A 26,545-nucleotide genomic window follows, 5' to 3' on the forward strand; every position below is an offset into this window, starting at 1 on the left:
GCTTCGCGGCTGACGCCGCTCCTACAAAGGAGGAGCGGAAGCTTTCGCTTACGCCGGACGCACGCGCTGGGTCAGGCCCTTGAGGAAGTTGCGCAGGGCCTGGTCGCCGCATTCTCGGTAATTCTTGTGGTCCGGCTGGCGGAACAGTGCCGACAGCTCCGGCTTGGACATCGGGAAGCCCGCCGCCTCGAAGATCGCATGCATGTCCACGTCCTTCAGCTCGAAGGCCACGCGCAGCTTCTTCAGCACGATGTTGTTGGTGATGCGCTTTTCCGGCGGACGCTGCGGCTGCGATTCATCGCGGCCACGGTAGTGGTAGATCAGACCGTCCAGGAAGCGTGCCAATACCGAATCCGGGCAGGCTTCAAACAACGGCTCGTCGTCCTTGCGCAGGAAGTCGTGCACCTGGGCCGCATCCACTTCAAAGCTGGAATCGGCCAGGTGAATGGTATCCACCACCATGCTGTCGCTGAGGTCGAGCATGTAGCGGATGCTGCGCAGTACGTCGTTGTTGATCATTGCCACTCCGGAACCACCGCGGCGGGGATGCCGGCGGGGGCATAGTGTAACGCCGCACCGGCTGGGCTCCGGCCTACAATCGGGGCTGGTTCAGCAAAGTCCGCGCGTATGCAGGTTCCCGCAGTTGTCCCCGTCAGGCCCGCCGGGGCTGGTTTTGCCGTGTTGCCGCTGGCGGCACGGCAATGAGTTCACGCGCGATCCTGCACCTGTGCCTGCATGTGGCGGTGCCGGCCTTGCTGGCCTGGCTGTTCTGGCGGCCGCAGTTCGGCAAGGCCTGGCTATTGCTGCTGCTGGGCTGGGTGATCGACCTGGACCACCTGCTGGCCGACCCGATCTATGCCCCCAACCGCTGCAGCATCGGCTTCCACCCGCTGCATACCGCGCCTGCCATCGTGCTGTACGCGGGTTTGACCCTGCCCAAGCGGACCCGCCTGTTCGGCATCGGCCTGCTGGTGCATATCGCGCTGGATGCGCTGGATTGCCTGTGGATGCACGCCGGCCGCTAAGTGGGCGCCTGTGGACGGGCTTGCCACCCGCTGGAACCGGGGAAAGGCGGGCTCGGTAGCCGCCAGGAGCAGCAGGGGCGGGCTTACCAGCCGCCCCAGGGGCCGGGGCCAAAACCCGGGCCAGGGCCGTAGCCATAGGGACCGGGGCCTTCGCTCTTGCTCATATGGATGTTCAGGTTCACCCGACGGCTCTCGCCCTCGTCGGTGTTGTAGTTCTTGCTCAGGTTCAGGTCCACGGCCTGCCAATTGCTGTTGCCGTAGGCCTTGGAATAGCCGATGCCAGCGCTGACCGCGCCATGCACCTGCAGCTTGTCGTCCATTACCTCGGCGCCTGGACTGTTGTCCTTCTTGGCCAGGCCGCGACCGCTGTGGTCGCCGTAATAGGTACCTGGCGCATCGCCCTTGTAGGTATCGCCCAGGTAGCGCAGCGGTGCCTGCGGCACGCTCAGGTCCAGCCCGCCCGCAGTGCTGGCGGCATCGTCCTGCGCCATGGCCATGGCCAGGGCAGGTGCCAACAACAGGACGGCGATCAGGGATGTGCGGATCATGTTGCAGGTGCTCCGGTACGGGGACCACGCCGTGCTGGCGGGCAACATGGACGCTAACAGAAAAGCGTTGAACGATGGCTGTCGATCACCGTCGCTGCAGGGGAACTTTCAGGCCAGGCGCTGGAAGGAGAACAACTCCGCCAAGCGATGCGGCCGGCGCTCTATGGCGGCGCGGATCAGGCCGGCACCCAGCATCGAATAGGTGATGCCATTGCCGCCGTAGGCCATGGCGAAATGCACGCGCGGCCCCCATTGCGGGTGCGGGCCGAAGAAGGGCAGGCCGTCCTCGGTCTCGGCAAAGGTGCCTGCCCAGGCGAAGGTCGGCGTCATCGCCAGTTGCGGGAACAGTTTGCCAACCTTTGTTGCCAGCCGCTGTGCCTTGCGATCCACCTGCGCATCGCGGCGCAGCGGCAGGTCGATGGCATCGTCCTCGCCGCCGGCCAGCAGGCGCTGGTCGGCGGTGGTGCGCAGGTAGAGATAGGGGCGGGCGGTCTCCCACAGCAAGGTGTCGCGCAGTTGCGCCAGCGCATCCGCCGGCAACGGGTCGGTGACGAACGCATAGCTGCTGCGGTTGCGTGCAACGCGTTGGCGCAACCACTGCTGGGCCGCGTAGCCGGTGGCCACCACGAGATGTTTGCACTCGATGCGCAGGCCATCGGCGGTGCGCAGCTGCACCTGCCGGGTGCTGGTCTCCACCGCGTCGATGCGGCAGCGGTCATGGACCTGCGCACCCCGTGCAAGCAACCGGATCAGCAGCCGGTAGCTCATGCGGTAAGGGTCCATGCTTGCGGCCGGTGTGCTGAGAATCGCGCCGGGCGCGTTGAAGCCGAACTCGTCGGCAACGCCCGCGGCGTCCAGCCAGTCCACCGCGAAGCCATGCCGGCTGCGCAGTTCGAATTCTTCCAGCAGCGGCCCCAGGTGGCGGCGCCGGCTGGCGTAATACAGGCTGCGCGCGTTGCGGAAATCGACGTCGTCCACCTGCGCGGCCAACACCCGCAATGCTTCGATGGCCTGCTCGCAGGCACGGTAGGCCAGCACTGCTGCCTCCAGTCCATGACGCTTGGCGAGCTCGCGCAGGGGCGTGTCGATCTCGTATTGCAGCAGCGCGGTGCTGGCCGCAGTGGAGCCCCAGCCGATATCACGCTGCTCGATGACCGCGACTTCATGGCCATGCTGCACCAGCTCATCGGCGATCAGCGCGGCGGTGATGCCACCGCCAACCACCACCACCTCGCAGCGCAGATCCTGCTGCAACGGCGCGAAGGCATGCATCAGGCCGTTCTTGATGGCCCAGAACGGGTAGCCACTCTTCAGGTCCATGCGCGCCTCCGTTCGCCGCTGCAGCGGTTGTCAGCCGGTCGGGTGGCCGGTATGCGGGGTGTGGATCAGTGGCTTGGTATCGAAGCCCTGCTGTTGTGCATAGGCGATGTAATGGTCACGAGTGGTGGCATCCATCCGCGGCAGGCGCGCCAGCAGCCACAGGTATTTGCGGTCGGGACTGCCCACCAACGCGGTGGTATAGGCCGAGTCCAGCTGCATGATCCAGTAGTCGCCCTTGGTGAAGGGAATCCAGCGCAGGCCCTCGGGCAGGAAGCTGACTTCCAGCTTGCTGTTGCTGTCATCGATTGCAGTTGCCTGGCCGATCGATTCTTCCAGTTTGCCGTCATGCAGGCAGCGGTTCTGCACCCGCACGCTGCCGTCTTCGTTGAGCGAGTAATGGGCGCTGATGTCGGTGGCATCCTCGGGTTCGTGGCGCATTGGCAGGCGCGCCACTTCATACCAGGTGCCGAGGTAGCGCTGCAGGTCCACGTGCGGAACGGTTGCCAGGGAGGAGTGTTGCGTCATGGTTGACCTCTTCGGCGGTGGCGCGGGGTGCCGCGCCGGGGCAACAGCTATAGGCCACTGCCGGTTAAGGGACTGTGCCCGGTGGGTTGATTCGCCATTCACTGAATCGCCGCCATCGACGGCGGCGATTCTTCGCGCCCGGCAAATCCGGCTGCGCTAGGCTGGTGTCGTCCGAAAACAGGAGTCCTCCATGTTTGTCGTGATCCTGCTCATGGGGCAGAACCGCTATGCACGCGAGCGCTGGGAGCAGTTGCCGGAGGTGGTCGAGTACGAGGGGCTGGGTTTCACCCTGCGTGCCGGCCCGCGCCAGCCGCAAGCCACCACGCAGGTATGGGAGCCGGTGGCGATCTACGCGCCGCACGCCTTGACCGAGGATGAGTTCAAGGAAATCTACGAGCTCAACCGCCACCACATCGTCGAGCTGTCGCTCGAGTACTGAAGAGTGGGCACGGTTTTGCAGGATGTGAACGCGCACTGACATATAGTTCCCGGCAGGCGCGGTGGTCCGCGCGATCCGGTGTCCTGCCTTGCTTGCCCAACGCTTTCTGCATCCGCTGCGCGCGCTGTTGTTTATCCTGCTGGTTGGCCTGGCTGCCGGCAATGTAGCCTGGGCCGCGCCTGATGGTGCGGCGGCTGACAGCAGTCCGCAGACCCGCATAGAACAGGCCTCGCGCGCAGTTGCGGCGGTCAAACGTGCGGTCAATGACGCCGACGCGCCGGAAACCCTGAAAACCCTGGCCGAGCGTGCCACCCAGGCGCAGCGCGAGGCCGAGGCCAGCGTCGCCGCGCTGCAACCGGAACTGACCCAGCTCGATGCCCGCATCGAGCAGCTCGGGCCGGCACCAGAGGGCGGGGAAGAGTCGGGTATCGCCCGCCAGCGCAAGCTGCTGGACCAGCAACGCAGCCAGATCGATGCCGACATCAAGCGCGGCAAGCTGCTGGCCGAGGAGGCCAAGCAGGCCAACGAAGCCATCGAGAAGATGCGTGCCCAGCAGTTTGGCGAGCAGATGGGTCGCAAGGTGGCTTCGCCGCTGTCGCCGGCGCTGTGGCGCGAGTTTGGTGCGCATGTGCCTGACGATCTCGCCCGCTTCCGGTCGCTGTACCGGCAAGCCCACGATGCCCTGCTGAAGGCAGCCCGCAAGCAGGGCTGGGGCATGCCGCTGCTGGGCGCCTCGCTGGCCTTGCTGATGCTGTTCCCGCTGCGCATCTGGCTGCGCCACCTTGGCCGCCGCTATGCCGCGTCCGAGCGCGCGCCGGACGGACGCCTGCGTCGCACCGGTCTTGCGGTGTGGCTGCTGCTGGTCGGCACCCTTCTGCCCGGGCTGGCGGCCACGGTACTGGTGGCCAGCCTGCGGGCAATCGATGCGATCGCGCCGCGCTTGGAATCGGTGGCCGACATGTTCGTCGTCGCCACCTTCGTGGCGGCCTTCATCGGTGCGGTGGCGGCCAGCCTGCTGGTGCCGTCGCGGCCGACCTGGCGCCTGCTGGACATCGATGATGTCGCCGCCGCCCGCCTGCGGCGTTTTGCCTGGGGTGCGGCCAGCCTGACCTGGCTGACCATGCTGCTGCGCGACGTCAATCGCGCGGCGCGCACCTCGGCGGTGGGCACGGTGACCCTGGATGGCCTGATCGCACTGACCTACGTGGTGTTGATCATGAGCATGCTGGCGACCTTGGCCGGCTTGCACCGGCGCCGCGCCGCACAGGCAGCACAGGCCGAAGCAGAGACCACCAGCAGCGGCCGCTCGCCGCGTGCACCGCGCAGTGGCTGGCTGATCGTGGCGCGCCTGGGCGGCTACCTGAGCATCTTCGCCGCGCTGGTGGCGACCTTGCTCGGCTACCTCAACTTCGCCATGTTCACCGCCCAGCAGATGGTGTGGGGGACGGTGATCGTGCTGGCGACGACGTTGCTGACGCGCTTCGCCGATGACTTCGCGTTGTGGCTGCTGGCACCGGACAGTGCCGCCGGGCGCATGCTGCGGCTGTCGACCGGCTTGTCCTCCAATCGCCTGGAACAGGCCGGTGTATTGCTGTCGGCCACCTCACGGCTCGCGCTGGTGATGCTGGGCATCACCGCCTTTGTTGCGCCGTTCGGCAACGTCAGCGCCCTGTATGGCTGGCTGGAGCGCTTGTCGGCCGGCATCAAGATCGGCGGCAACCTGCTGACGCCGGCCTCGATCATCAGCGCGGTGCTGGTGCTGGTATTGGGCCTGGCGCTGATGCGGGTGGTGCAGCGTTGGCTGGTGGATACCTACCTGCCCAAGACCGACCTGGATATCGGTGCACGCAATTCGATCAGCACCGTTGCCCACTATCTCGGCATCGTGCTGGCTGGCCTGTGGGCGCTGGCCGCGCTGGGCATTGGTTTTGAAAAGGTGGCCTTGCTGGCCAGCGCCCTGTCGGTGGGTATTGGTTTTGGTCTGCAGGCGATCACCCAGAACTTCGTCTCCGGCCTGATCCTGCTGGCCGAACGCCCGGTGAAGATCGGTGACTGGATCAAGATCGGTGACCAGGAGGGCGATATCCGCCGCATCTCGGTGCGTTCGACCGAGATCCAGGTGGGCGATCGTTCCACGCTGATCGTGCCCAACTCGGAGCTGATCACCAAGACCATCCGCAACATGACCATGGCCAATGCGCTGGGCCGCATCCAGGTGCAGTTCTCGGTGCCGCTGGGCACCGACATGGGCAAGCTGCGGACCTTGCTGCTGGGGATCTACGCGGCCAACGAAACGGTGCTGATCGATCCGGCGCCGTCGTTCTTCATTGATTCGATCAGTGGTGGACAGGTGGCGGTGAACAGCTTTGCCTACGTGTCATCGTCGCGCAGTGTATACGGCACCCGCAGTGACGTGCTGTTCGCTTTGCTGGAGCAGAGTGCTGCCGCCGGCATCGCCCTGGTCACCCCGACCGACATCCACCTGGTGCGCGATCCGCCCGAGGCCTAGGTAGTGCCGAGCCGTGCTCGGCAGGGGCTTTACCCGGAGCGCATGAGGCATGTGATGTGGGAGCGGCGTGAGCCGCGAAGCTGATGCTCAGTCCGGTTACGGATGCGTCGGCGGCTGCAACATTGCCAGCTTCGCGGCTTACGCCGCTCCCACAGAATCACAAAACCACAAATACCGGTCACGACCTCGGATGATCGCTGGTCGGCACCAGCGCATAGTCGTCGACGGCCAGCTGCTCGGCATGATTCAACCAGGCGCGGATCTCCAGGTCATCGATCTCCTGGTCCACGCCCAGCGGCATGCGGATGCGGCCTTCGCTATCAGGCTGTACCCATTGCTGGGCCACCACCACGTTGCGCTTTGATGCCACCGCTTCCACCCAGAAACCGCGCTGCGGGCGCTGTGCGGCATACAGTTCCAGTACGTATTGGCCGGGACTGGTGTGGCGCGGCTGGCGGCTGATCATGCGTGATTGGCGCACGCTCGGGCGTGGCCCGCTGAAGGCCTGCAAGGGCGCATCCACGGCGATGCCACGGCGCAGCTGCGCATCGCGGTACAGGCGCATGCCCTGATCGCTGTCGAGCAGTAGCGCGCACCACTGGCCGTCGGCCGAGCCATCTTCAAACGCGGTGCAGCGATCGACATAGGCCAGGCGATGTTGCGGATCGGCCTCCTCGAACTTGCGTGACGTGTTTTCCAGGTACACGGACTTCAGGTCCCACTGCTGGTCGTATTCCAGCAATACAGGTGGCTGCACCTTCTGTACGCCGACCAGTACCTGGTCGTCATCCAGTCGCAGCATGCGGGTCTGTTCACCCAGCCACAGCGAGCGTGCGAATGCGCTATAGCGCGCGTAGGTCTTCGTATCACCGCTGGTGGCCGCTACGCTGGCACTGGCCGCGGGTGTCGGCTTCAACAGCGAGCGGCCAAAGCCGATCGCATCGATCGCCGGATCCAGCAGCTGCAGCGCGGTAGCACCCGAGTCCAGCGTGGTGCCCGCCTGCGCAACGATCTGCCGCGGCTGCAGCTTGTTGCCGAGGAACAGCAGCAGGTTCTCGCGCTTCTGCTTCTCCAGCACATGGCTCAGGTCATTGGGCATGGCCAGATGATCCGAGGCCACCACCACCAGCGTGTTGTCGGCGAACGCGCTGCTGCGGATGCGATCAACCAGACGCGAGATCAAGCGATCACTGCACTTGAGCGCATTGAGCAGGCCGATATTGCCGTGTGCGCTGCGGTAGCGGGTGTTCTTGCAGGCAACCGGCAGATGCCCGGCCGGGTGGTGGGTGTCCATGGTCAAGGCGGTCAGCATGAACGGCTGGCCGCTCGCCGAGAGCTCGAGGAACCGCTCGTAGGCACGTTCCAGCAGCACGTCATCGTGCACGCCCCAATTGGAGAAATGGCGTTTGGCGATGTTCTGCTGCTGGAACCATTCCAGATCGCGCACGTCGTCAAAGCCGTGCGAGTTGAGGAAGTCGGCCTTGGCGGCGAACTGCCCGTTGGCGCCACCCATGTAGTGGTTGCTATAGCCCTGCTGCTTCAGGTAATCGCCGAGGCAGAAGGCTTCGGGCAGGAAGCGGCCCATCCGGCCCATGCTGTTTTCGTCGCCCTGCGCGGTGGTCAGCGGCACGCCACACATGGAGGACACCAGACCGGCGATGGTCCAGCCACTGCCGTCGGCCGAGGCGATGTTGCGGAAATCCAGGCCTTCGCTCGCCAGCCGGGTCAGGTTGGGCATCAAGCCGGGGAAGACGTCTTCGTTGAAATAGGTGCGTTCCAGACTCTCGCCGTAGATCCAGACGATGTTCGGCCGCTGCGCCAACGCCTTCGATGGCAACTGGTATTCCGGTGCTACCGCGCTGTAGTCCACTGGCTGCATCTGCTGATAGATGCGCTTGCCGTCGGTGTACAACGGGCTGAGCAGCAGTGTTGTCAGTAGCAGTGCGGCGAAGCCGCCGAACACTGCCACGCCATGGCGTGGGCGCTGCAGGCGACGCACGCGCAGCAACAGCAGCGGGGTCAGCGAGATGATCACCAGGCCGATGAAGCCGATGATGTAGGCGCTGAAGTCGCCAACGCCGGCGCCTTCCATGTCGCTGCGCAGGTGGTACAGCGTGGCCGAGTTGATGCCATCGCCGCTGAGTTTGTCGATCAGCCACCAGCTGCTCAGTGCCAACAACAGCAGCGATAGAAGACCTGCCTTCACGCGGGCCAGGGTGGGTGACAACATCAACAATACGAACAGTGCTGCCAGAGACAGCCAGATGATCCAATGCATGCGGTCACGTGGGTAGCGGAGACAGGGGCGACGGCCTAGGCCGTCATCGCTCTACGCACTGTTGTTTCAGTGTCGTGGCAGAAGCATCTGGATCTTGCCTGCCGTAACCTGACTGAAATGTTGGGACGGCGCAGCTGCATTCATCATCAGTTGCGCGCTATGTGCTGTACGTCGAAAGCTGTGAGTTGTGGTGAGAGAGTGTGCTTTTGGCCTGATTTCAGCGGTTGGAGACTTCTGTTGTCGCTTCTCAAGCTGCAATTGGATTGTTCATGCACCCACGTAGCCCGGGTAAGCGCAGCGCACCCGGGGCAGGGAATGATCGAAGGGAGATAACCTGCGCTTGTATGCGCCCGTTCAAGACATGCGCGCATCACACTGCTGTTGTGTTGCTGCACGCACCCGGTGCTCCCGGGTACGCTGTGCTTACCCGGGCTACGGTGATACCGCCGTGCTCAGCGGTGGCCGCGCTCTTCGCGTGCCCGCGCCCTTGTGCGGCGATCGAACAGCAGTGAGCTGACAATCAATCCAAGGCCGATGATCACGCCGAGCAGGAACAGCAGCATCGCAAAGGCCGGGTAGCCGAACAGCGTCCAGCGTGTTGGCACGCGCATCAACAATGTCGAGGACAGCAGCAGTGCAGCGGTGATCAAGCCTGCTGCGATGCGGTTGGCAACTTTCTGGATGTTCTCCATCAGCCGCGATTCGTCCAGGCCGGTGACCTTCATCTGCAACCGGTTCTCGGCCAGCACGCTGAGGATGTCGGACATGCGGCGCGGCCCGTTGCGCAGCAGCTGCTGCAGCTCCATCGCTTCACTGGCCAGGTTGGCCGCCGAGAATGACTTGCGGAAATGTGCGCGCATCACGTGCTGCAGCTGCCGCTCTACGACCTTGCGGGTTTGCATCTCCGGCGCCAGGAAGCGGCACACGCCTTCCAGATTGAGCAGCGCCTTGCCGAGCAGGCTCAGCTCCGGTGGCGTGCGCAGGTTGCTGGAGGTGGCGATGCGCACGATCTCCAGCACCACATGGCCTTCGGACAAGGTGCCATTGGCAGCGTAGCGGGCAATCATCTGCCCGGTTTCGCGCAGATAGCGCTCCTCGTCGTAGTCCTCCAGTCGGGTACTGATGCCGATGATCTCGTCGGCCACTTCCTCGCCACGGCCATCCACTGCGGCGAACAATACCTTCAGCAGGCGCTGGCGCAGCCGTGGCGGCACATGCGCGACCATGCCCAGGTCGAAGATCGCCAGCCGGCCTTCGGGGGTGACGCGCAGATTGCCGGGATGCGGATCGGCATGGATTTCGCCATGCACGAAGATCTGGTCCAGATAGCCGCGTACGAGTGCGGCGGCCAGCGGCACCATTGACTGCTCGGTGCGGCGCACCGGTGGGATCGCATCCACCCGCACGCCCTGCACCAGTTCCATGGTCAGCACGCGGCGTCCACACAGGTCCCACACCGGTTGCGGTATCCACAGTTCGGGGTACGGTGCCAGATGCTGGCCGAAACGCGCCAGGTTGGCGGCCTCGGCCTCGTAGTCCAGCTCCATGCGCAGGGTCTTGGCGAACTCGCCAAGCCAGTCGGAGAAGCGCACCTTGCGGCCGACCCGGGTCAGGTGATCGGCGGCAGTGGCGAAGCTGCGCAGCACACCGATATCCGAACGCAGCTGGGCGGCGACATCGGGCTTCTGAACCTTGATGGCAACCTGGCGGCCATCGTGCAGTTCGGCCTGGTGGACCTGGGCGATGGAGGCGCTGCCCAGCGGCTGCGGGTCGAACCAGGCAAACAGCTTGCTGACCGGCGCGCCCAACTCGTCCTCGATCACCGCGCGGATCTGTTCCACCGGGATCGGCGCGACTTTTTCCTGCATGCGTTCCAGCGCGGCCACGTATTCGGGCGGGATCATGTCCGGGCGGGTCGACAGCACCTGGCCAAGTTTGACGAAGGTGGTGCCCAGCGCTTCCAGATCAGCGACGAACTGGGTGGGATTGCCGGCGGCCGGTGGCCGGCCCAGGCGCGGGATTTCGCCATCCAGCGAGATGCCGGAGAACACCCCCGAACTGCGGTAGCGCAGCAGCAGCCGCACGATCTGCTGGCGTCGGCTGTTGCCGCCGACGGTGGTCGGGTTGTCGCTGTTGGTCGGGTCCATCAAGCGGGGGTCTTCCTGGCGGCCGAAGCTGCAGTGTGGCCGCAGCCGGGTTGCCGGTGGGTGAATACGTGGTCCCATGCCCCGATCCAGCCGCGAATGAGTGAGAATCCTCCCTTCCCCTGTCTCATGACCTTACGGTGACCCATGGCTGGAGCCAGCCTGTTTGCCCTGCTCGACGATATTGCCGCGTTGCTGGATGACGTCTCCATCCTCACCAAGGTCGCCGCCAAGAAGACCGCCGGTGTGCTCGGTGATGATCTGGCCTTGAACGCGCAGCAGGTAACCGGCGTCACTGCCAACCGTGAGTTGCCGGTGGTGTGGGCGGTGGCCAAGGGCTCACTGGTCAACAAGGCAATCCTGGTGCCGGCGGCCCTGGCGATCAGCGCATGGCTGCCGTGGGCGATCACCCCGCTGATGATGATCGGTGGTGCCTTCCTCTGTTACGAAGGCGTGGAGAAGCTGGCGCACAAGTTCCTGCATTCCAAGGATGAGGATGAGGCGCACAAGGCCGAGCGCTTGAAGGCCATGGCCGATGAAAAGGTGGATCTGGTTGCGTTCGAGAAGGACAAGATCAAGGGCGCGGTGCGCACCGACTTCATCTTGTCGGCAGAGATCATCGTGCTGTCGCTGGGGGTGATCTCGCATGCGCCTTTCAGCCAGCAGGTTGTCACCTTGATCGCGATTGCGCTGGGCATGACGGTGTTCGTCTATGGCCTGGTCGCTGGCATCGTCAAGCTGGATGACGTTGGTGCCTGGTTGCTGGACAAGGGGCGCGCGCTGGCGGCAGTTGGACGCGGCCTGCTGTATGCCACGCCATGGTTGATGCGCGGCCTGTCGATTGCCGGCACCGCAGCGATGTTCCTGGTGGGTGGCGGCATCCTGGTGCACGCGATTCCAGCGCTGCATCACTTCGTGGTCGGGCTGGCACCGGCCAATCTGGAGTGGCTGGCCAATGCACTGGGCAGCATGGTGGTGGGCATCATCATCGGCGCGGTGGTGCTGACCGCGGTGACCATGATCCAGCGTATGCGTGGGGCGAAAGCGGCGCATTGAAGCCGGCGTTGTAGGAGCGGCGTAAGCCGCGAAGCAGAGAATTCTTCAGGCATCAGCAATGCATGCCGGCATGAGAGGTATCTGAAAGATTGTCAGCTTCGCGGCTTACGCCGCTCCTACAACAACCGCCGCGCCACAATCACGCCGCGCCCTGTTCCAACTCCCGCAACTGCTGCTGCGCGCGGGCCAACGATTGCCCGGACAGGCTGTCCAGCAAGCGTTGCAGGCGATGACTGGCCGGCAAGCGTCGCATCGCCCAGCGTGCGGCCGCGATGCTGCCCAGCATCACCACCACGCCAAAGCCCAAGCTGCCGAGGAACCACGCAGGCGCCATCGCGTACAGGTCCAGTCCCAACCATTGCACGCTGCCCCATTGCAGGGCCAGCAGCCATAGGCAGAACCACGGCAAGCCCAGGCCAAGCTCGCTCAGTGCGGTGAAGCGGCGCAGGCGTGCAAGCCGTCGCTGCTGGATCAGCACCGGTGCCTCCGCCGCATCCGCGTGCAGCGCCAACAAGGCGCGGGTCACCGATACCCAGATCGCGGCGATGCCGTAGATATGCAGGGCCAGTCCGGTCAGCAGCAGTTGTGGCACCTGACGGTGCTCCACCCAGAAGCTGGCCGCCAGCACGGTGACTACGATCCACACCAGTAGCCAAGCCAGCTGCAGGCCACTGAACCAGCGCAGCCGGCGCCGCACGCCGGCCTGGCGCGGCTGCTGCCATGCCTGCAGGGCCAGCACTTCCAGCTGGTCGATACGTTGCGCCTGCTGTGCCCAGGCGGCCTTGAGTTCGTCGAGTTCCATGAGGTCAGCCTCGCGTGGTGTCGGTGGGAGCGAACTGGCTGCGCAGTTGCTGGCGCAGCCGGTGCAGGCGGGTGGCGGCGTTGCTGGCGCTGATGCCCAGCACCTCGCCGATTTCGCGGTGGCTGCAGTCGTCCAGATGCAGCAACAGCAAGGCGCGATCCAGTGCCGGCAAGCGGTGTATCAGCTGGTTGAGCTGGGCCAGGCTGGCGTTGTCCTCGGCGTTGTCGGCGATGCTGGCCAGGTCATCTTCCAGTGCCACGTCGCTGTGATATTGCCGGCGCAGCTCGCGGCTGCGCAGCTGTGAGATGGCGGTGTTCAAGGCGATGCGGTACAGCCAGGTGCTGAACTGCGCCCGTTGCGGATCAAAGGCAGGGAAGGCGCGCCAGGCCTGGGTGCTGATTTCCTGGATCAGGTCGCTGCGGTCGTCGCGCTGCGCGCAATAGCCACGCGCGACCTTGAGCACGATGCCCTGGTGCTGGGCCAGCAACTGGGCAAAGCGCTGTTGCAGCTCGGCGATGGGGGTGGTCGCGGTGATGTCCATGCCCGGGTGATTCGCACCAGCGCAGCAAATATCACAGCTGTGAGCAGATTGCCGCTCAGGCGGCAGGCAGAACCTGGTTGCGGCCTACGCGCTTGGCCGCATACAAAGCCTGATCGGCGCGCTGCAGAAGGCCCTGCAAGGCTTCGCCGGGCTGGGCCTGGGCGACACCAGCGCTGAAACGCACCTGCACACGCTGTTCTTCATGCAGGAATGGGCGCTGCGCCAGCTGCTGCTGCAGCTGCTGCAGGGTCTCCAACGCTGCAGCGCGGTTGAGGCCGGGCAGCACCAGTACGAATTCGTCGCCGCCGAGGCGGGCGATGCAGTCGCGGCCGCGCAGGCGCTGCTGGGTCACGGCCACCAGATGACGCAGGGCCTGGTCGCCGCCGGCGTGGCCGTGCTGGGCATTGGTCTGGCCGAAGTGGTCCAGGTCGATCATGGCCAGGCTAAGCGGCGTGCTGTGGTCGGCAAGCAGCTCGCCCAGTTGCTGCTCCAGGCCGCGGCGGTTGAGGGCGCCGGTCAGCGGGTCGGTGCGCAGCTGGCTGCCAGCTTCCTCAAGCTCGCGTTCCAGCTGCTGCACGCGCTGCTCGGCGGCCTTGGCTTCGGCGCGGGCATTGGCCAGATGGTCGCGCGCGCGTGCGGCCTGTGCCTGTACCCGGGCGGTGTCCTGCAGCACGTCCTGCAGTAGCTGGGTCAGGTCGGAGATGCTGCGGGTCTGGCGTACGGCAATGGAATAGCTGGCGATGCGATCGTGGAATTCGCCGGTCTCGGTGACCATCCCGTCCACCTGCGTCACGAAGTCCACCATCAGGTCCTTCATCGCCTGCTTGGATTGATCGATGCCTTCGCGCAGCAGCCCTTGCCGGTAGATCACTTCGCGCAGGTCGTTGCGGGTCTGCTCCAGCGAGTTGGCGTCCAGTGGCCCGGCCAGCAGTTGCCGGATCGAGCGGATCTGGCCCTGCAGCCAGCTGTCGCCATCGAGCAGTTCGGAGATGTTCTCCAGCAGCATGTCGAACAGGTTGAGCAGCAGGTCGCGCTGTTCCTGCAGGCTGCTGCTGCGCACGCCAACCTGGTGGCAAAGCTCGCGCAGATGGATGGCCACCGGCTGCAAGGGTTGGCCGCTGCGCCAGGTGCGCAGTTCCTCGCCCATGCGCTGGGCCTGCTGTTCGAGCTCGGGCGACTGCTGCATTAGGCTGGCCAGCACGGCGCCGAGGGTGTCGCGCAGCATGTCGCGCAGCTGTTCGGCCTGGCTGTTGCTGGTTTGGGAGGCTTCCAGTTCGACGGTGCGGATGTACTTGTCGATCAACTGCCGCAGCAGGCGGCCGTAGCGCTCCCAATCCTGTTCGGCGTGTGCGCTGTGCAGGCGCTGGCCCATGTCGCCGAGTTCACCGGGCAGGGTGCACATGCCCTGGGCGAAGGACGCCAACACCGGTTCCGGTGCGTTGGCGCCAATGAAAAGGCGCTGCAGCATCGCCATGCCGCCGCCCCCGTTGGCTACGACCTCGACCGCCGCAGCTGCCTGTGGCGCGGTGCGCCGGGACAGGATGCGGCCCAGCCCGCTGCTGCGGGAAGCGGAGGAGTCGTCGGGGCTGTCGGCCATTGCGCAGGGGTCCGGGCGGGTTGCGGCGGCGCCTGTGCGCAGCCGGAGGTGGTGTCCAAGCCCCATTATCGGCAAGGTAGCAGCCGGCTTGAATGGCAGCCGATCACAGGAGCACATCATGCGGGTATTGCTGGCTGGCGCGACCGGTCTGGTCGGGGGGCAGGTACTGCAGCGCCTGCTGTCCGACCCACGCTGCAGTGGCGTGGTGGCGCCGACCCGGCGCGCGCTGGCGCGCACCGACCCCAGGCTGCTCAATCCGGTGCTGGATTTCGCTGGGTTGGCGGCGGTGGCGCAGGGCTGGCAGGTGGATGCGGTGATCTGTGCACTGGGCTCGACGATGAAGCAGGCCGGTTCGCGTGAGGCCTTCCGGCAGATCGACCATGGCTATCCCTTGGCGATCGCGCAGGCGGTACGGGCCAACGGCTGCGAGGTGTTTGCGCTGAATTCGGCGGCCGGTGCCAATCCGCGTTCGCTGGTGTTCTATAGCCGGGTCAAGGGCGAGCTGGAGCAGGACCTGCGCGCGCTGGGGTTTGCTTCATTGACCTTGGTGCGCCCGGGCCTGATTGGCGGCGAGCGTGCTGAACGGCGAGCCGGCGAGCATCTGGCCAGCGTGGTGCTGGGGGCGCTGGCGCCTGTGCTGCCGCGGGCATGGCGGATCAATCCTGCTGCGCGGATTGCCGATGCGCTGGTGCAGGCGGTATTGGGTCCGCAGCCGGGCGTGCGGGTGGTTGGGTCGGCCGAGTTGGTGTGAATCGTTTGAGCGGCGTTGTTGTAGGAGCGGCGTGAGCCGCGACGCTGGCGATCTGTGAGTGCAACGGCTTCGCGGCTGACGCCGCTCCTACAAACAGCCGCTCCCACAACGTTGTTAAGCCGGCAGCGATTGCCCGCCATCCACTGCCAGCACCTGGCCGGTGATCCAGCGTGCTGCTGGCGAGCACAGGAACACGGCGGTATTGGCCACATCTTCGACATTGCCGAAGCCGCCAAACGGGATCTTGTTGCGGATCTGCTCGTACAGCTCGGGTGCGTTGCTGCGGCGTTGCTCCCACAATCCGCCGGGGAATTCGATCGAGCCCGGTGCCAGTGCGTTGACCCGGATGCGCTCGCGCGCCAGTTCGGTAGCCAGGCTGGTGGTGTAGTAGTTCAATGCCGCCTTGGCAGCGGAGTAGGCCGCTGCGCGCGGCGTCGGCACCGAGGCATTGATCGAGCTGATATTGAGGATGGCGGGCATCGTGCTCAGGCGCAGATACGGCAGGGCACTGCGGTTGGCGCGCACCGCAGCCATCAGGTCGATATCGAAGCCGGCCTGCCAGCTGGCATCGTCATTGCCGTTGCCATAGCCGGAGGCGTTGTTGATGAGGATATCGACGCCACCCAATGCGGCCGCAGCGGCATCGATCCAGTGTTGGATCTGCGCCGGATCGGCGAGGTCACATTGCTGCGTGTGCGCGGCAGCTGCACTGTCGCCCAGCAGCTGTTCGGCAGCTTGCTGCAGTGCTGCGGCACCACGCGCGCAGATGCTCACGTTAGCGCCTTCGCGGGCAAAAGCCCGGGCAATGGCCAAGCCTATGCTCCGGCTGCCACCGGCAACCAGGACACATGCGTTCTGCAGGGAAACGGGGGAATTCATTGCTGCGGTTCCGGTGGGCGGAGACCGTGCATTATCGCTGGGTTGTGGCTTTCGGGCAGAGAACGCGGTGTTCCACGATCACGGCAGGCCGGGCACGTTCAAGGTCGCGAACAAGGTGTTCTGTGCCTTCTTGGCCATCGAGCGCGGTAGCTTGGCAATGAATGTGTCGCCAGTAAGTGCCATGTCACCGCGGAGGATGAAGCCGTTGATCTGGGTATAGCTCTTTACGCTGTACTTGTTGCCGTCCTGGGTGACTTCCATGTACATCGGTGAGGTCAGGATGTTGTTGCCCTTGCGATAGACGCGGGTGCCATCGATGTCTCGGACCAGGCGATAGCCATGCTCGCTTGCCCAGGCGTCGACCTTGGCCAGCACGTTCTCGTCGGAGCTGAAGGTGGTGAGGTCGTGCGGCCTGCCGCTGTTCTTCGCCATCAGCGCAAGAATGTTGACGGCAGCCAAGCCGCCCAGTCCGCCCACGATCATTCCGGTAATCAAACCCATGCTGTTCACTCCTTGATTTGGGTCGGCATTCCAACACATCACAGCGCAGGCTGCCGTGAAAAGAATGTATTACTTCCAGGTATTGGGCGCTGCGCCACGTTCCGGATGTTTCATCTGCACGATGCAGAAGCGATGGCCGGTAGGCGCTTCCATTACCCACCAGCGTTTGATCTTGCCGATGCGGCGTGCGCCCAGCGCTTCAAGCCGGTCAGCTTCGGCATCGATATCGTCGGCTTCGATATCCAGATGCACGCGTGGGGCGTGATCGACGCGTTGCACTTCAACATGCAGGTCAGCGGGGGCGCCCAACAGTTCGGCATATTGCGCGCCATCGTCCTCGGTGTAGCCGGGCTCGGCTTTCAGGCCGAGTGCGGGTGCCCAGAACGCGGCGGCGGCATCGCTGTCGGTGCCCTGGCAATCAATGATGAAACCGGCCAGGCGGCTGCGGTGGCTCATGTGTGTGCTCCGGTGACAGAGGAGCGCAGCGTACACCCGCTATTGGCGGGCGCGTGTTATCGCATTGTCGGCAACAGGTGCAGAAGCGCTCAATCGCCATGCACTGATGCACAACACGCTGTACACACTCCACTCCGCCAGGCGTTGCAGCAGTCCACGCCATGCGTGCAATGGCTCCAGCCCCATCAACACGAACAGCAGCAGCCAGAGTCCCGCCAGACCGATCCACAGCACGCGCGTGCCTGGTCGTATTGCCGGTGCGCTTGCCAATAGCACCAGGCCGAGTGCGGTGCCCAGATAGGTGAACACGCCGAGCAGGGTATGCAGTGATTGCGACAGGCTGCCGCCAATCGGGCAACCAAGGTCGCAGGGCGCCAGCGCGGAGCCTATCCATGCCAGCGGTTCGCATAGCAGCAGCCAATAGCCGAAGCGACTGGCACCACGCACCGGCACCGTCCGTGCAAACGCGAACAGCAGCAGTGCAGCGAGGACGCCGACTGGAATGAAGCCGAGCAGGCTGATCACCTGTGCATGCGCGCTGCCGGTCGCGCCGAGTTCGCTGATGTACTGCGATAGCGGTGAGTAACCGGGTTTGAGCGCGGCACCGCCGAGCAACATCAGCAGGTACATCGCCACGAACAGCAGGATCAGACAGCGCTGGAAACGCATCGTCGGCCCGTTGATGGTTGCGGTGCTCAGCGTACGCGATTGGACAGGAACAGCTCCACCTTGCCGCAGCTCGGGCAGGCATGCAGGTCGAATTCCTCGCGGTTGACGAACAGCTCGCCGATATCACCCAGCAGGAAGGGCATGGCCTGCGAGCCTTCGTGGAAGCGCTTGCGGCCGATGAACTCCATGCGCATGCCAGGGCAACGCGGACAGTCGATCAAACGTGGTGGCTGCATCCAGCTGCGCCCAGCCTCAGGCTGGAAGTCGCGTGGCGGTGGTGCGCCGTCGGCATGGGTGCCGCATTTCCAGCACTGGTCGAAGTTGTCTTCGTTTACTTCCTTGCAGTTGCTGCAGGTCCAGGTGCCCATGGTGGCTTTGCTTGTAGATGTGGGTGGGGCAATCGTAGCGCTGGAATTCTGGCGTGGCGTTACAGGTGGGTGATGTTTTTTTGTGGTGAGGTTTGGATGCAAGATCAAAGGCAGGAGCTGCCCTCACCCCAACCCCTCTCCCGCAGGCGGGAGAGGGACTAGCAATGCGTCGGCTCGTAGTGCACTAGCCCCCTCTCCCGCCTGCGGGAGAGGGGTTGGGGTGAGGGGAAGCTTCTAGCAAGCGAACCCAAAACAAACCCAAAGCAGGTCACAAGCAAACCCAGGGCAAACGCCAAGCCAAAAAAAGGCCCGCATCGCTGCGGGCCCCAAATAACGCTATCAAGAAACTGTCAGTGAATCTTCGCCAGATCATCGATCAGCACGCGCAGGAAGCGCGCCGCTTCGCCGCCGGTGCAGGCGCGGTGGTCGAAGGTGACCGACAACGGGATGACCTTGTGGGTTTCAATGCCGCCCATCACCGGGGTGACCTGGAAGCGGGCACGGCCGGCGGCAACGATGGCCACGCACGGCGGTACGACCACCGGGGTGGCATAGCGGCCGGCGAACATGCCGAAGTTGGACAGGCTGATGGTGTAGCCGCTCAGTTCCGACGGTGCGATCGAGCGGTCTTCCACCTGCTGGCGCAGACGGTTGATGCCCTCGCGCACGCCGCGTGCATCGAGCATGTCGGCATTGCGCAGGGCCGGCACGAACAGGCCGTCGTCGGTATCGACGGCGATGCCGATGTCGACATGGGCATGCAGGGTGCGGGTGAGGTTGTCACCGTCGAACCAGGCATTCATTGCCGGCACCGCCTGGCAGGCGCTGACGATGGCACGCACCAGACGCGAGGTCATGTCGTTGCCCGGCGCCCATGCATGGATGTCGGCGTCGTCGCTGAGCGTGGTCGGTACGACCTTGCTGTGCGCATCGGCCATCACCCGCGCCATGTTGCGGCGCACGCCCTTGAGCGGTTCCGGCTGGCCCTTGGCGACCACACCCGGAGGGGCAGTACGCATCGGCTTGCCCGCAGCAGACAGTGGGGTGCGAGCACTTGAGCCCCTCTCCCCCTGGGAGAGGGGTTGGGGAGAGGGTGCGGCAGCTGCGATGGAGGTCGGACCCTCACCCCCAGCCCCTCTCCCGGTGGGAGAGGGGAGCAGGGCGGACGGGTTTGCCGCCGCCTGCTTCACATCATTCATCGTCACCGCGCCTTCGGCGCCGGTGGCGCGTACGCGGGCCAGATCGACGCCCAGCTTGCGGGCCATCGCACGCACGGCCGGCACCGCCTTGACACCACCGACGGCCACGGCCTGTTCGGTGTGCACGGCATTGGAGCTGACCATTGCGCCGACCACGGTGCCTTCGTCGGCACGTTCGGCGGCAGCGGCAGCGACCGGTGCCGGTGCTGCGGCAGGCGCGGGCGCGGTTTCGGCCGGTGCGCCGTGGTGATGGCCGGTGTCCTGGCCTTCCGCGCGCTGCGGCAGGTTGGGGTCGAGCTCGAAACTCGCCAGCACGTGGCCGGTCACAACAATGTCGCCAGCGCCGCCGGCCAGCTTCAGTACCTTGCCGGAGTACGGCGAGGGCACTTCGACCACGGCTTTGGCGGTTTCCATGGCCACCAGCGGCTCGTCGAGCTTGATCACGTCGCCTTCCTTGACGAACCACTCAACGATGGTCGCGTCCGGCAGGCCTTCGCCCAGATCGGGCAGGTTGAAATTCTTGGTCTGGCTCATGTGCGTTTCTCTTCCAGCAATTCAAGTTCGCGCGCCGGCAGCCAGCCCTGCGCGCCATCGGCGCGCTCGGACCACCACCAGCCACCATGTTCGTGATGCAGTCGTACCTGCTCACCCCGGTCCACGTCCAGTTCGCGTGCGCTGTAATCGCGCAGCGCCTCGGCGCGGCCATCGTCCAATACCTGCAACCAGGCCACCGGCGCCCAGCCGGCGCTGCCTTCGCTGGTTTTCACCCAGACGAAGGCCGGCCATTCCTCGTCGCGTACACCGAGCTCGACGATCTGCCCGGTCCGGAACTGCAGCGGATTGCGGTATTGGCTGCGGTAGCTGCCAATCAAGCGTGCCAGCATGTCAGCCCACCGCGACCGCACGCTTGGCGGCGGTCACGATCCGCTCCACGCTGGGCAGATACTTCATCTCCAGGCGGAACAGCGGGATGTGGGTGTCATAACCGGCAACGCGCTCGACCGGTGCCAGCAGGTCGTAGATCGACTCTTCGGCCAGGCGCGCGGCGATTTCAGCGCCAAAGCCAGCGGTCTTCGGCGCTTCCTGCACGATCACGCAGCGGCCGGTCTTGGCCACCGACTCGGCAATGGTGGCGAAATCCAGCGGACGCAGCGTGGCTACGTCGATGACTTCGGCACTGATGCCTTCGCCGGCCAGTTTGTCGGCGGCTTCCAGCGCTTCCTTGACCTGTGCACCCCAGGTGACCAGGGTCACGTCGGTGCCGTCACGCAGCACGAAGCAGACGTCCAGCGGCAGTGCCTCGCCGTCATTGACGACCACTTCCTTGTACTGGCGGTAGATGCGCTTGGGCTCCATGTAGATCACCGGATCCGGCTCGCGGATCGCGGCCAGCAGCAGGCCGTAGGCGCGCTGCGGGCTGGACGGCAGTACCACGCGCATGCCCGGCACATTGGTGAAGATGGCTTCGTTGGCTTCGCTGTGGTGTTCCGGTGCGCGGATGCCACCGCCCCACGGCACGCGCAGCACCATCGGGCAATGCAGGCGGCCACGGGTACGGTTGCGCAGACGTGCGGCGTGGCAGATCAGGTGATCGACCATCGGGTAGACGAAGCCGTCGAACTGGGCTTCGGCCACCGGCTTCATGCCCTGCGCAGCCAGGCCGACGGTGAGGCCGGCGATGGTGGTTTCATCCAGCGGGGTGTCGAGCACGCGCTGCGCGCCGAACTGCTGCTGCAGGCCGGCGGTGGCGCGGAACACACCGCCATTGACGCCCACGTCTTCGCCGAGCACCAGCACCGAGGGGTCGTGTTCCATTTCCCAGGCCAAGGCCTGGGTGACGGCTTCGATGAGGGTGATCGGGGTAGCTGTCATCGGGGTGTCTCCGCTGTTGCTCGCCGCGCTGTGCGCGACGCCGTGATCGTGGCTGGCCGAGGTGACGGCAGCATTGCGCTTGATGTCATCCATGGCGCTGCTCCAGGGCGATGGCGGCAGCACGCTGCGCCAGCAGGTCCGGCGGCGGATCGGCATACAGATAGTCGAACATGGCCTCGACCGGCTGCACCGGGCAGTTGAGGTAGGCGTTGACCTCCTCGTCGACGCGGGTGCCACACTCGGCGATCCAGTTCTTTTCTTCTTCCTCGCTCCACACGCCGCGCGCGGTCAGGTACTTGCGCAGGCGGATCAGCGGTTCATTCAGCCAGGCCGACTTCACTTCGGCGTCGTCGCGGTAGCGGCGGGCGTCGTCGGCAGTGGTGTGGTCGGACAGGCGGTAGGTGAGCAGTTCCAGCACCGTGCCGCCCTGGCCGGACAGGGCGCGCTCGCGCGCCTGTTCCATCGCCGCCATCACCGCGATCAGGTCGTTGCCGTCCACCTGCAGGCAGAACAGGCCGCCGGCCAGGCCCTTCTGGGCCAGGGTTTCAGCGCCGGTCTGGGCCGAGCGCGGGACCGAGATGGCCCAGCCGTTGTTCACCACGCACAGGATCAGCGGCAGCTTGTAGGCGCCGGCCGAGTTCACTGCGGCGTAGAAGTCGGTCTTGGAGCTGCCGCCATCACCGCAGACGCTGACCGCGACCTGCGGCATGTTGCGCAGCTTGAACGACAGTGCCGAGCCGGCCGCGTGCAGGCACTGGGTCGAGATTGGTACGCAGATGGGGAAGTCGCGGACCGCATCGCTGTCGCGGTCGTAGTCGCTGCCGCGCTCGTCGCCGCCCCAGTACATCAGGACGTCACGCGGGCGCACGCCGCGCATGAACATGGCGCCGTACTCGCGGTAGCTGGGGGCGAACACGTCGCCGCTCTTCATGGCCGCGCCGATGCCGACATGGGCCGCTTCATGGCCCAGGCAAGAGGCAAAGGTGCCGAGTTTGCCGGTGCGCTGCAGCGCCACGGCCTTGGTGTCGAACACCCGCGTGGCCAGCATCTGCTTGAACATCGGCAGCAGCGAGCGCGGCTCACGCAGCGAGGCGGGGAGGTCTTCACGTACCAGGTTGCCGTCGGCATCCAGGTACTGCAGGTAATTGATTTGGAACTGGGCGGAAACCGTCATTGCAGCAACACCTTGGACAGATGGTTTCAAATGATAGGAATTACGCATGGTAAGGACTCAGTCCGAAAAAGCCGTCCTGCGCCGCAACAAGATTGACCAGGTAAAGGCCAGCTTTGTTCCGCGCAGCTCGACTCGGGCGAGCAATTGCAACGTATTCAGTCTGTGACAACAGGAACGACACATTGTCGCGCTGCTTGGGTTTGCGCGTGTTTCGATTCCGTTTGCGCGGGAGCAAGATCCAGAGCACCCCTCCCCAACCCTCCCCTTGCCTTCGGCAAAGGGAGGGGGTAGTGCCGACCCATGGGCGGCAGAGGCATTACCGGTAAACCCCCTTGCCGACCATGGGTCGGCACTACAGCCCCCTTTGCCTGCGGCAAAAGGGAGGGGGCAGATGGCGTGGCCTGCGTTACCCTTGCGGCCCCATCCGATGGCCAGGCCGATGACCGTAGAAAAGAACCAGCGTGAGCTCGAAGCCGGTATCCATACCGACCTGCAGGGCCGGCTTACCTACGGCGGCTACCTGCGCCTGGACCAGCTGCTGTCGGCCCAGCAGCCGCTGTCCAACCCGCCGCACCACGACGAAATGCTGTTCATCATCCAGCACCAGACCTCGGAGCTGTGGCTCAAGCTGCTGGCCCATGAGCTGCGCGCGGCGCGCGGCCACATGCAGCGCGACGAGGTCTGGCAGTGCCGCAAGGTGCTGGCCCGGGCCAAGCAGGTGCTGCGCCTGCTGACCGAGCAGTGGGCGGTGCTGGAGACCCTGACGCCCTCCGAGTACATGGGCTTCCGCGATGTGCTGGGCCCGTCCTCGGGCTTCCAGTCGCTGCAGTACCGCTATATCGAATTCCTGCTCGGCAACAAGAACGCCGACATGCTCAACGTGTTTGCCCACGACCCGGAAGGGCAGGCGCAGCTGCGTGAGGTGCTGGAAGCGCCCAGCCTGTACGAGGAATTCCTGGCCTACCTGGCGCGCTTCGGCCATGCCATCCCGGCGGCCTACGAAGGCCATGACTGGACCCAGTCGCACATCAGCGACCCGGCGCTGCGCCAGGTGTTCGAGAACATCTACCAGGACACCGACCGCTACTGGCGTGAGTACTCGCTGTGCGAGGACCTGGTGGACCTGGAGACCCAGTTCCAGCTGTGGCGCTTCCGGCATATGCGCACGGTGATGCGGGTGATCGGTTTCAAGCGCGGTACCGGCGGTTCCAGCGGCGTCGGTTTCCTCCGGCAGGCGCTGGAGCTGACCTTCTTCCCCGAGCTGTTCGAAGTGCGTACCACCATCCGCGGCGACGCCTGAGCCCCTGTCGGGGTTGAAAATCCAGCCTATTCAGCGGCTTGCACCGCATCATGGGCCCGCCTCGAAGCGGCTGGCCCAAGCCTGGCGCAGCGGTTGGTTGCAGCAGTATGTATTTGACGTGAAGCCGACGCTTCTGTGATCCTCGCCCGTCGCGCCGGTTCCGGCCGACTTTCTGTAATTGCCCATTTCGATCAGGGGACACCGCATGAGCGCTGCCGCGCCGAATTCCGAACCAACCCCGGCGCCCGTGCCGGAGTTCAAGACCATCCTCGGCCATCCGAAGCCACTATGGATGCTGTTCATGGCCGAATTCTGGGAGCGCTTTGCGTTCTACGGCATTCGCTGGGCGATGGTGCTGTACATCGTCGCGCAGTTCCAGGGCGGCCTGGCGTCGGGCGAAAAGCCTGCAGCCGAGCTGTACGGCGCCTACCTGGCGCTGGTCTATGCCGGTGCCATCTTCGGTGGCTACGTCGCCGACAAGCTGGTCGGCTTCCAGCGCTCCATCCTGCTGGGCGCACTGTTCATGGCCATCGGCCTGTTCATGCTGGTCTCGCCCAGCGAAGTGATCTTCAAGCTCGGCCTGGCCACGATCATCGTCGGCAACGGCCTGTTCAAGCCGATCATCTCGACCATGGTGGGCAAGCTTTACGTGCAGGGTGATGCACGCCGCGATGCCGGTTTCACCATCTTCTACATGGGCATCAACATCGGTGCCCTGCTGGCCCCGGTCATCACCGGTGCGCTGGCCAAGATGGTCTTCGGCACCGAGCAGGACCCGCATTACCAGTGGGTGTTCATCGCCTCGGGCATCGGCATGGTGGCCAGCCTGATCTGGTTCTGGTTCGGTCGCAGCCAGCTCAAGGGCATTGGCTTGCCGGAAGAAGGCCAGAAGAGCCTGGGCCGCGTCGGACTGGTGGCCGCGCTGGGCCTGCTGATCGGCATCCCGGTGTTCTATTTCCTGCTGACCATCGATGCCAATGCGCTGCAGGCCATCCTGATGACGCTGTTCATCGTGCCGGCGCTGATGCTGCTGGTGGAAGGCATCCGCAGTGGCTCGGTCGCGCGTGACAAGGTGATCGCCATGCTGGTGATCTTCGTGTTCAACGTGCTGTTCTGGATGTTCTTCGAACAGGCCGGCAGCTCGTTCACCTTCCTCGCCGACAAGATCGTCAACCGCGAATTCGGCAGCTGGACCTTCCCGTTGGAGTGGTTCCAGTCGGTCAACTCGGTGGCCATCATCGTCTGTGCGCCGATCATGGCCTGGATGTGGGTCAAAATGGGCAAGGCCAATCCGTCGATTCCGCGCAAGTTCGGCCTGGGCCTGATCTTCAACGGCCTGGCCTTCCTGCTGCTGATGGTGGCGCTGTCGAGCATGGTCAACGATGCCGGCAAGATCCCGTTCTGGACCCTGTTCGCCGTCTACGTGATCCAGTCCATCGGTGAGCTGTGCCTGTCGCCGATCGGCCTGTCGATGACCACCAAGCTGGCACCGACCCGTCTGGCCGGCATGGCAATGGGTTGCTGGTTCCTGTCGATTGCCATTGGTAACAATCTGGCCGGTATCTTTGCCGGCAAGGTCAGCGGCGAAGGCGGCATGACCGTGGCATCGGCACAGTCCGGTTACACCTTCGGCTTCTGGGCCCTGGTGGGTTCGGGCGTGGTGCTGTTCCTGGTCGCTCCGCTGATCAACAAGCTCATGCACGGTGTGAAGTAAGGAGTCAGGCGATGAAACTGCTGTTCGGAATGCTTCCCCTGTTGCTCACCGTGGCGCTGGCCGGCTGCAATCAACCGCCGCCCGCCAAGCCCGAAACGGTGCAGCCGCTGGATACGTCCGAACAGAAGGCGCCGGTGGCTGATACCAGCCAGCCGGTGGCATCGGGCAATACCCCCACCGCAGCGGATATCGCTGCGGTGGCCGGCCTCAACGCGCAGTTCGACCCAGCCCGCGACCCGGTCGCGGACCTGGAAACGGCCAAGGTCGAGGCCCAGCGTGGTGGCAAGCGGATCATCCTGGATGTGGGCGGCGAATGGTGCTCCTGGTGCCACCTGCTGGACGCCTTCATGGAAGGTGATTCGGAGCTGCGTCGCTTCCGCGATGGCAACTACGTGTGGATGAAGGTCAATTACAGCGAAGAGAACGAGAACGCCGAGTTCCTTGCGCGCTTCCCGGAGATCAAGGCCTATCCGCATCTGTTCGTGCTGGATGCAGAAGGCCAGCTGCTGCACTCGCAGTTCACCGGCGATCTGGAGAAGGGCAAGGGTTACGACCGCGCCAAGTTCGATGCCTTCCTGAAGGCATGGGCACCGCCGGCGAAGTAAACCTGCGATGTGCTTGAACAAAAACGGCGCCGAGAGGCGCCGTTTTTTTGTGCCCCCTCCCTTGCGCATAGCGCAGGGGAGGGTTGGGGAGGGTTGGGGAGGGGTGCTTTGGCTTTGGCTTTGGCTTTGGCTTTGGCTTTGCTGCCAGCAAACAGCTAACAGCTAACAGCAAAATCAAAGGCCCCCCTCCCCGGGGGGGCCCGCCCCAGCGCGCCCCGGGGCGGGGGGCCAAAAAAAAACACCCCCCGCGCGCCCCGGGTTTTTAGGCGGGAA

26 protein-coding genes are annotated in these 26,545 nt (G+C 64.9%); 8 read left to right on the plus strand and 18 right to left on the minus strand.

The window, feature by feature from the left end:
• Nucleotides 1-48: 48 nt before the first annotated feature.
• On the minus strand, nt 49-519 hold the full coding sequence (locus tag ACVOLI_RS15230; protein ID WP_481615062.1) for a YehS family protein: 471 nt from the start codon (nt 517-519) through the stop codon (nt 49-51).
• Nucleotides 520-701: 182 nt separating this feature from the next.
• On the opposite strand from ACVOLI_RS15230, the gene ACVOLI_RS15235 reads away from it, so the two are divergent.
• A complete protein-coding gene (locus tag ACVOLI_RS15235) occupies nt 702-1,025 on the plus strand; it encodes a DUF6122 family protein (protein WP_282271453.1) in 324 nt (107 codons plus the stop codon).
• A gap of 83 nt (nt 1,026-1,108) precedes the next feature.
• Here ACVOLI_RS15235 and ACVOLI_RS15240 read toward each other — a convergent pair whose 3' ends face one another.
• The 3 genes from ACVOLI_RS15240 to ACVOLI_RS15250 form a co-directional block, all read right to left on the minus strand.
• Nucleotides 1,109-1,573: a hypothetical protein gene (locus tag ACVOLI_RS15240; RefSeq protein WP_481615063.1), complete on the minus strand. Its 465-nt coding sequence runs from the start codon at nt 1,571-1,573 to the stop codon at nt 1,109-1,111.
• Between the two features lie 108 nt (nt 1,574-1,681).
• Complete coding sequence (locus ACVOLI_RS15245; protein WP_481615064.1) at nt 1,682-2,893, minus strand: NAD(P)/FAD-dependent oxidoreductase; 1,212 nt, start codon at nt 2,891-2,893, stop codon at nt 1,682-1,684.
• 30 nt (nt 2,894-2,923) lie between these two features.
• Nucleotides 2,924-3,418, minus strand: a complete 495-nt coding sequence (locus tag ACVOLI_RS15250; protein ID WP_481615065.1) for a lipocalin family protein — start codon at nt 3,416-3,418, stop codon at nt 2,924-2,926.
• Between the two features lie 190 nt (nt 3,419-3,608).
• Here ACVOLI_RS15250 and ACVOLI_RS15255 point away from each other — a divergent pair, with 190 nt between their 5' ends.
• Together ACVOLI_RS15255 and ACVOLI_RS15260 are read left to right on the plus strand one after the other, a co-directional pair.
• Nucleotides 3,609-3,857: a hypothetical protein gene (locus ACVOLI_RS15255; RefSeq protein WP_481615066.1), complete on the plus strand. Its 249-nt coding sequence runs from the start codon at nt 3,609-3,611 to the stop codon at nt 3,855-3,857.
• Nucleotides 3,858-3,945: 88 nt separating this feature from the next.
• Nucleotides 3,946-6,366 carry a DUF3772 domain-containing protein gene (locus tag ACVOLI_RS15260; RefSeq protein ID WP_481615067.1) on the plus strand — a complete coding sequence of 807 codons (2,421 nt, stop codon included), beginning with the start codon at nt 3,946-3,948 and terminating at the stop codon, nt 6,364-6,366.
• Between the two features lie 178 nt (nt 6,367-6,544).
• Here the strand turns inward: ACVOLI_RS15260 and ACVOLI_RS15265 are convergent, their stop codons facing one another.
• Complete coding sequence (locus ACVOLI_RS15265; RefSeq protein WP_481615068.1) at nt 6,545-8,644, minus strand: phosphoglycerol transferase I; 2,100 nt, start codon at nt 8,642-8,644, stop codon at nt 6,545-6,547.
• 452 nt (nt 8,645-9,096) lie between these two features.
• On the minus strand, nt 9,097-10,791 hold the full coding sequence (locus tag ACVOLI_RS15270) for an ABC1 kinase family protein (protein WP_282271459.1): 1,695 nt from the start codon (nt 10,789-10,791) through the stop codon (nt 9,097-9,099).
• 144 nt (nt 10,792-10,935) lie between these two features.
• Between ACVOLI_RS15270 and ACVOLI_RS15275 the strand changes: the two genes are divergently transcribed.
• On the plus strand, nt 10,936-11,844 hold the full coding sequence (locus tag ACVOLI_RS15275) for a DUF808 domain-containing protein (protein ID WP_481615069.1): 909 nt from the start codon (nt 10,936-10,938) through the stop codon (nt 11,842-11,844).
• Between the two features lie 139 nt (nt 11,845-11,983).
• On the opposite strand, the gene ACVOLI_RS15280 is transcribed toward ACVOLI_RS15275, so the two are convergent.
• The 3 genes from ACVOLI_RS15280 to ACVOLI_RS15290 are packed head-to-tail and all read right to left on the minus strand — an operon-like array spanning nt 11,984 to nt 14,784.
• Nucleotides 11,984-12,646: a hypothetical protein gene (locus ACVOLI_RS15280; protein ID WP_481615070.1), complete on the minus strand. Its 663-nt coding sequence runs from the start codon at nt 12,644-12,646 to the stop codon at nt 11,984-11,986.
• Nucleotides 12,647-12,650: 4 nt separating this feature from the next.
• A complete protein-coding gene (locus tag ACVOLI_RS15285; RefSeq protein WP_481615071.1) occupies nt 12,651-13,187 on the minus strand; it encodes an RNA polymerase sigma factor in 537 nt (178 codons plus the stop codon).
• Between the two features lie 55 nt (nt 13,188-13,242).
• Nucleotides 13,243-14,784, minus strand: a complete 1,542-nt coding sequence (locus tag ACVOLI_RS15290; protein ID WP_481615072.1) for a GGDEF domain-containing protein — start codon at nt 14,782-14,784, stop codon at nt 13,243-13,245.
• Nucleotides 14,785-14,902: 118 nt separating this feature from the next.
• On the opposite strand from ACVOLI_RS15290, the gene ACVOLI_RS15295 reads away from it, so the two are divergent.
• Entirely contained in the window at nt 14,903-15,535 is a 633-nt protein-coding gene (locus ACVOLI_RS15295; protein ID WP_481615073.1) for an NAD-dependent epimerase/dehydratase family protein, read from the plus strand.
• Nucleotides 15,536-15,649: 114 nt separating this feature from the next.
• On the opposite strand, the gene ACVOLI_RS15300 is transcribed toward ACVOLI_RS15295, so the two are convergent.
• The 9 genes from ACVOLI_RS15300 to pdhA all read right to left on the minus strand — a co-directional run bounded on the left by ACVOLI_RS15300 (nt 15,650) and on the right by pdhA (nt 22,653).
• Entirely contained in the window at nt 15,650-16,414 is a 765-nt protein-coding gene (locus tag ACVOLI_RS15300) for an SDR family NAD(P)-dependent oxidoreductase (protein ID WP_481615074.1), read from the minus strand.
• Between the two features lie 78 nt (nt 16,415-16,492).
• Nucleotides 16,493-16,915, minus strand: coding sequence for a hypothetical protein (locus ACVOLI_RS15305; protein ID WP_481615075.1), 423 nt, complete (start codon nt 16,913-16,915; stop codon nt 16,493-16,495).
• A 69-nt stretch (nt 16,916-16,984) separates the two neighbouring features.
• The gene (locus ACVOLI_RS15310; RefSeq protein ID WP_481615076.1) at nt 16,985-17,371 is read right to left on the minus strand and encodes a VOC family protein; all 387 of its coding nucleotides are present in this window, start codon (nt 17,369-17,371) and stop codon (nt 16,985-16,987) included.
• Between the two features lie 39 nt (nt 17,372-17,410).
• Complete coding sequence (locus ACVOLI_RS15315; RefSeq protein ID WP_481615077.1) at nt 17,411-18,040, minus strand: DUF998 domain-containing protein; 630 nt, start codon at nt 18,038-18,040, stop codon at nt 17,411-17,413.
• A gap of 26 nt (nt 18,041-18,066) precedes the next feature.
• Nucleotides 18,067-18,408 (minus strand): hypothetical protein, encoded by a 342-nt coding sequence (locus ACVOLI_RS15320; protein ID WP_282273279.1) that lies wholly within the window; start codon nt 18,406-18,408, stop codon nt 18,067-18,069.
• Between the two features lie 350 nt (nt 18,409-18,758).
• The gene (locus tag ACVOLI_RS15325) at nt 18,759-20,141 is read right to left on the minus strand and encodes a dihydrolipoamide acetyltransferase family protein (protein WP_481615078.1); all 1,383 of its coding nucleotides are present in this window, start codon (nt 20,139-20,141) and stop codon (nt 18,759-18,761) included.
• The gene (locus ACVOLI_RS15330; protein ID WP_481615079.1) at nt 20,138-20,491 is read right to left on the minus strand and encodes an SH3 domain-containing protein; all 354 of its coding nucleotides are present in this window, start codon (nt 20,489-20,491) and stop codon (nt 20,138-20,140) included. The genes ACVOLI_RS15325 and ACVOLI_RS15330 overlap by 4 nt, the downstream gene beginning before the upstream one ends.
• A 1-nt stretch (nt 20,492) precedes the next feature.
• Nucleotides 20,493-21,572, minus strand: coding sequence for an alpha-ketoacid dehydrogenase subunit beta (locus tag ACVOLI_RS15335; RefSeq protein ID WP_282273230.1), 1,080 nt, complete (start codon nt 21,570-21,572; stop codon nt 20,493-20,495).
• Complete coding sequence (gene pdhA / locus ACVOLI_RS15340) at nt 21,565-22,653, minus strand: pyruvate dehydrogenase (acetyl-transferring) E1 component subunit alpha (RefSeq protein ID WP_481615080.1); 1,089 nt, start codon at nt 22,651-22,653, stop codon at nt 21,565-21,567. The genes ACVOLI_RS15335 and pdhA overlap by 8 nt, the downstream gene beginning before the upstream one ends.
• Before the next feature lie 439 nt (nt 22,654-23,092).
• Here pdhA and ACVOLI_RS15345 point away from each other — a divergent pair, with 439 nt between their 5' ends.
• The 3 genes from ACVOLI_RS15345 to ACVOLI_RS15355 all read left to right on the plus strand — a co-directional run bounded on the left by ACVOLI_RS15345 (nt 23,093) and on the right by ACVOLI_RS15355 (nt 26,272).
• Nucleotides 23,093-23,953, plus strand: a complete 861-nt coding sequence (locus ACVOLI_RS15345) for a tryptophan 2,3-dioxygenase (RefSeq protein ID WP_282271794.1) — start codon at nt 23,093-23,095, stop codon at nt 23,951-23,953.
• A 205-nt stretch (nt 23,954-24,158) separates the two neighbouring features.
• A complete protein-coding gene (locus ACVOLI_RS15350; RefSeq protein ID WP_481510586.1) occupies nt 24,159-25,667 on the plus strand; it encodes a peptide MFS transporter in 1,509 nt (502 codons plus the stop codon).
• Between the two features lie 11 nt (nt 25,668-25,678).
• Complete coding sequence (locus ACVOLI_RS15355; RefSeq protein ID WP_481615081.1) at nt 25,679-26,272, plus strand: thioredoxin family protein; 594 nt, start codon at nt 25,679-25,681, stop codon at nt 26,270-26,272.
• The last annotated feature ends 273 nt before the right edge of the window (nt 26,273-26,545 follow it).

It is taken from the genome of Stenotrophomonas sp. STEN029 (assembly GCF_056760015.1).

What these genes read in the sequence shown, in the direction of transcription:
- ACVOLI_RS15320 (WP_282273279.1), bottom strand. Translation starts at nt 18,408, where the DNA reads ATGGGCACCTGGACCTGCAGCAACTGCAAGGAAGTAAACGAAGACAAC.
- ACVOLI_RS15345 (WP_282271794.1), top strand. Translation starts at nt 23,093, where the DNA reads ATGACCGTAGAAAAGAACCAGCGTGAGCTCGAAGCCGGTATCCATACC.
- ACVOLI_RS15300 (WP_481615074.1), bottom strand. Translation starts at nt 16,414, where the DNA reads ATGAATTCCCCCGTTTCCCTGCAGAACGCATGTGTCCTGGTTGCCGGT.
- ACVOLI_RS15315 (WP_481615077.1), bottom strand. Translation starts at nt 18,040, where the DNA reads ATGCGTTTCCAGCGCTGTCTGATCCTGCTGTTCGTGGCGATGTACCTG.
- ACVOLI_RS15290 (WP_481615072.1), bottom strand. Translation starts at nt 14,784, where the DNA reads ATGGCCGACAGCCCCGACGACTCCTCCGCTTCCCGCAGCAGCGGGCTG.
- ACVOLI_RS15230 (WP_481615062.1), bottom strand. Translation starts at nt 519, where the DNA reads ATGATCAACAACGACGTACTGCGCAGCATCCGCTACATGCTCGACCTC.
- ACVOLI_RS15265 (WP_481615068.1), bottom strand. Translation starts at nt 8,644, where the DNA reads ATGCATTGGATCATCTGGCTGTCTCTGGCAGCACTGTTCGTATTGTTG.
- ACVOLI_RS15280 (WP_481615070.1), bottom strand. Translation starts at nt 12,646, where the DNA reads ATGGAACTCGACGAACTCAAGGCCGCCTGGGCACAGCAGGCGCAACGT.
- ACVOLI_RS15325 (WP_481615078.1), bottom strand. Translation starts at nt 20,141, where the DNA reads ATGAGCCAGACCAAGAATTTCAACCTGCCCGATCTGGGCGAAGGCCTG.
- ACVOLI_RS15250 (WP_481615065.1), bottom strand. Translation starts at nt 3,418, where the DNA reads ATGACGCAACACTCCTCCCTGGCAACCGTTCCGCACGTGGACCTGCAG.
- ACVOLI_RS15240 (WP_481615063.1), bottom strand. Translation starts at nt 1,573, where the DNA reads ATGATCCGCACATCCCTGATCGCCGTCCTGTTGTTGGCACCTGCCCTG.
- ACVOLI_RS15270 (WP_282271459.1), bottom strand. Translation starts at nt 10,791, where the DNA reads ATGGACCCGACCAACAGCGACAACCCGACCACCGTCGGCGGCAACAGC.
- ACVOLI_RS15285 (WP_481615071.1), bottom strand. Translation starts at nt 13,187, where the DNA reads ATGGACATCACCGCGACCACCCCCATCGCCGAGCTGCAACAGCGCTTT.
- ACVOLI_RS15355 (WP_481615081.1), top strand. Translation starts at nt 25,679, where the DNA reads ATGAAACTGCTGTTCGGAATGCTTCCCCTGTTGCTCACCGTGGCGCTG.
- ACVOLI_RS15305 (WP_481615075.1), bottom strand. Translation starts at nt 16,915, where the DNA reads ATGGGTTTGATTACCGGAATGATCGTGGGCGGACTGGGCGGCTTGGCT.
- ACVOLI_RS15310 (WP_481615076.1), bottom strand. Translation starts at nt 17,371, where the DNA reads ATGAGCCACCGCAGCCGCCTGGCCGGTTTCATCATTGATTGCCAGGGC.
- pdhA (WP_481615080.1), bottom strand. Translation starts at nt 22,653, where the DNA reads ATGACGGTTTCCGCCCAGTTCCAAATCAATTACCTGCAGTACCTGGAT.
- ACVOLI_RS15255 (WP_481615066.1), top strand. Translation starts at nt 3,609, where the DNA reads ATGTTTGTCGTGATCCTGCTCATGGGGCAGAACCGCTATGCACGCGAG.
- ACVOLI_RS15330 (WP_481615079.1), bottom strand. Translation starts at nt 20,491, where the DNA reads ATGCTGGCACGCTTGATTGGCAGCTACCGCAGCCAATACCGCAATCCG.
- ACVOLI_RS15295 (WP_481615073.1), top strand. Translation starts at nt 14,903, where the DNA reads ATGCGGGTATTGCTGGCTGGCGCGACCGGTCTGGTCGGGGGGCAGGTA.
- ACVOLI_RS15245 (WP_481615064.1), bottom strand. Translation starts at nt 2,893, where the DNA reads ATGGACCTGAAGAGTGGCTACCCGTTCTGGGCCATCAAGAACGGCCTG.
- ACVOLI_RS15335 (WP_282273230.1), bottom strand. Translation starts at nt 21,572, where the DNA reads ATGGATGACATCAAGCGCAATGCTGCCGTCACCTCGGCCAGCCACGAT.
- ACVOLI_RS15275 (WP_481615069.1), top strand. Translation starts at nt 10,936, where the DNA reads ATGGCTGGAGCCAGCCTGTTTGCCCTGCTCGACGATATTGCCGCGTTG.
- ACVOLI_RS15235 (WP_282271453.1), top strand. Translation starts at nt 702, where the DNA reads ATGAGTTCACGCGCGATCCTGCACCTGTGCCTGCATGTGGCGGTGCCG.
- ACVOLI_RS15350 (WP_481510586.1), top strand. Translation starts at nt 24,159, where the DNA reads ATGAGCGCTGCCGCGCCGAATTCCGAACCAACCCCGGCGCCCGTGCCG.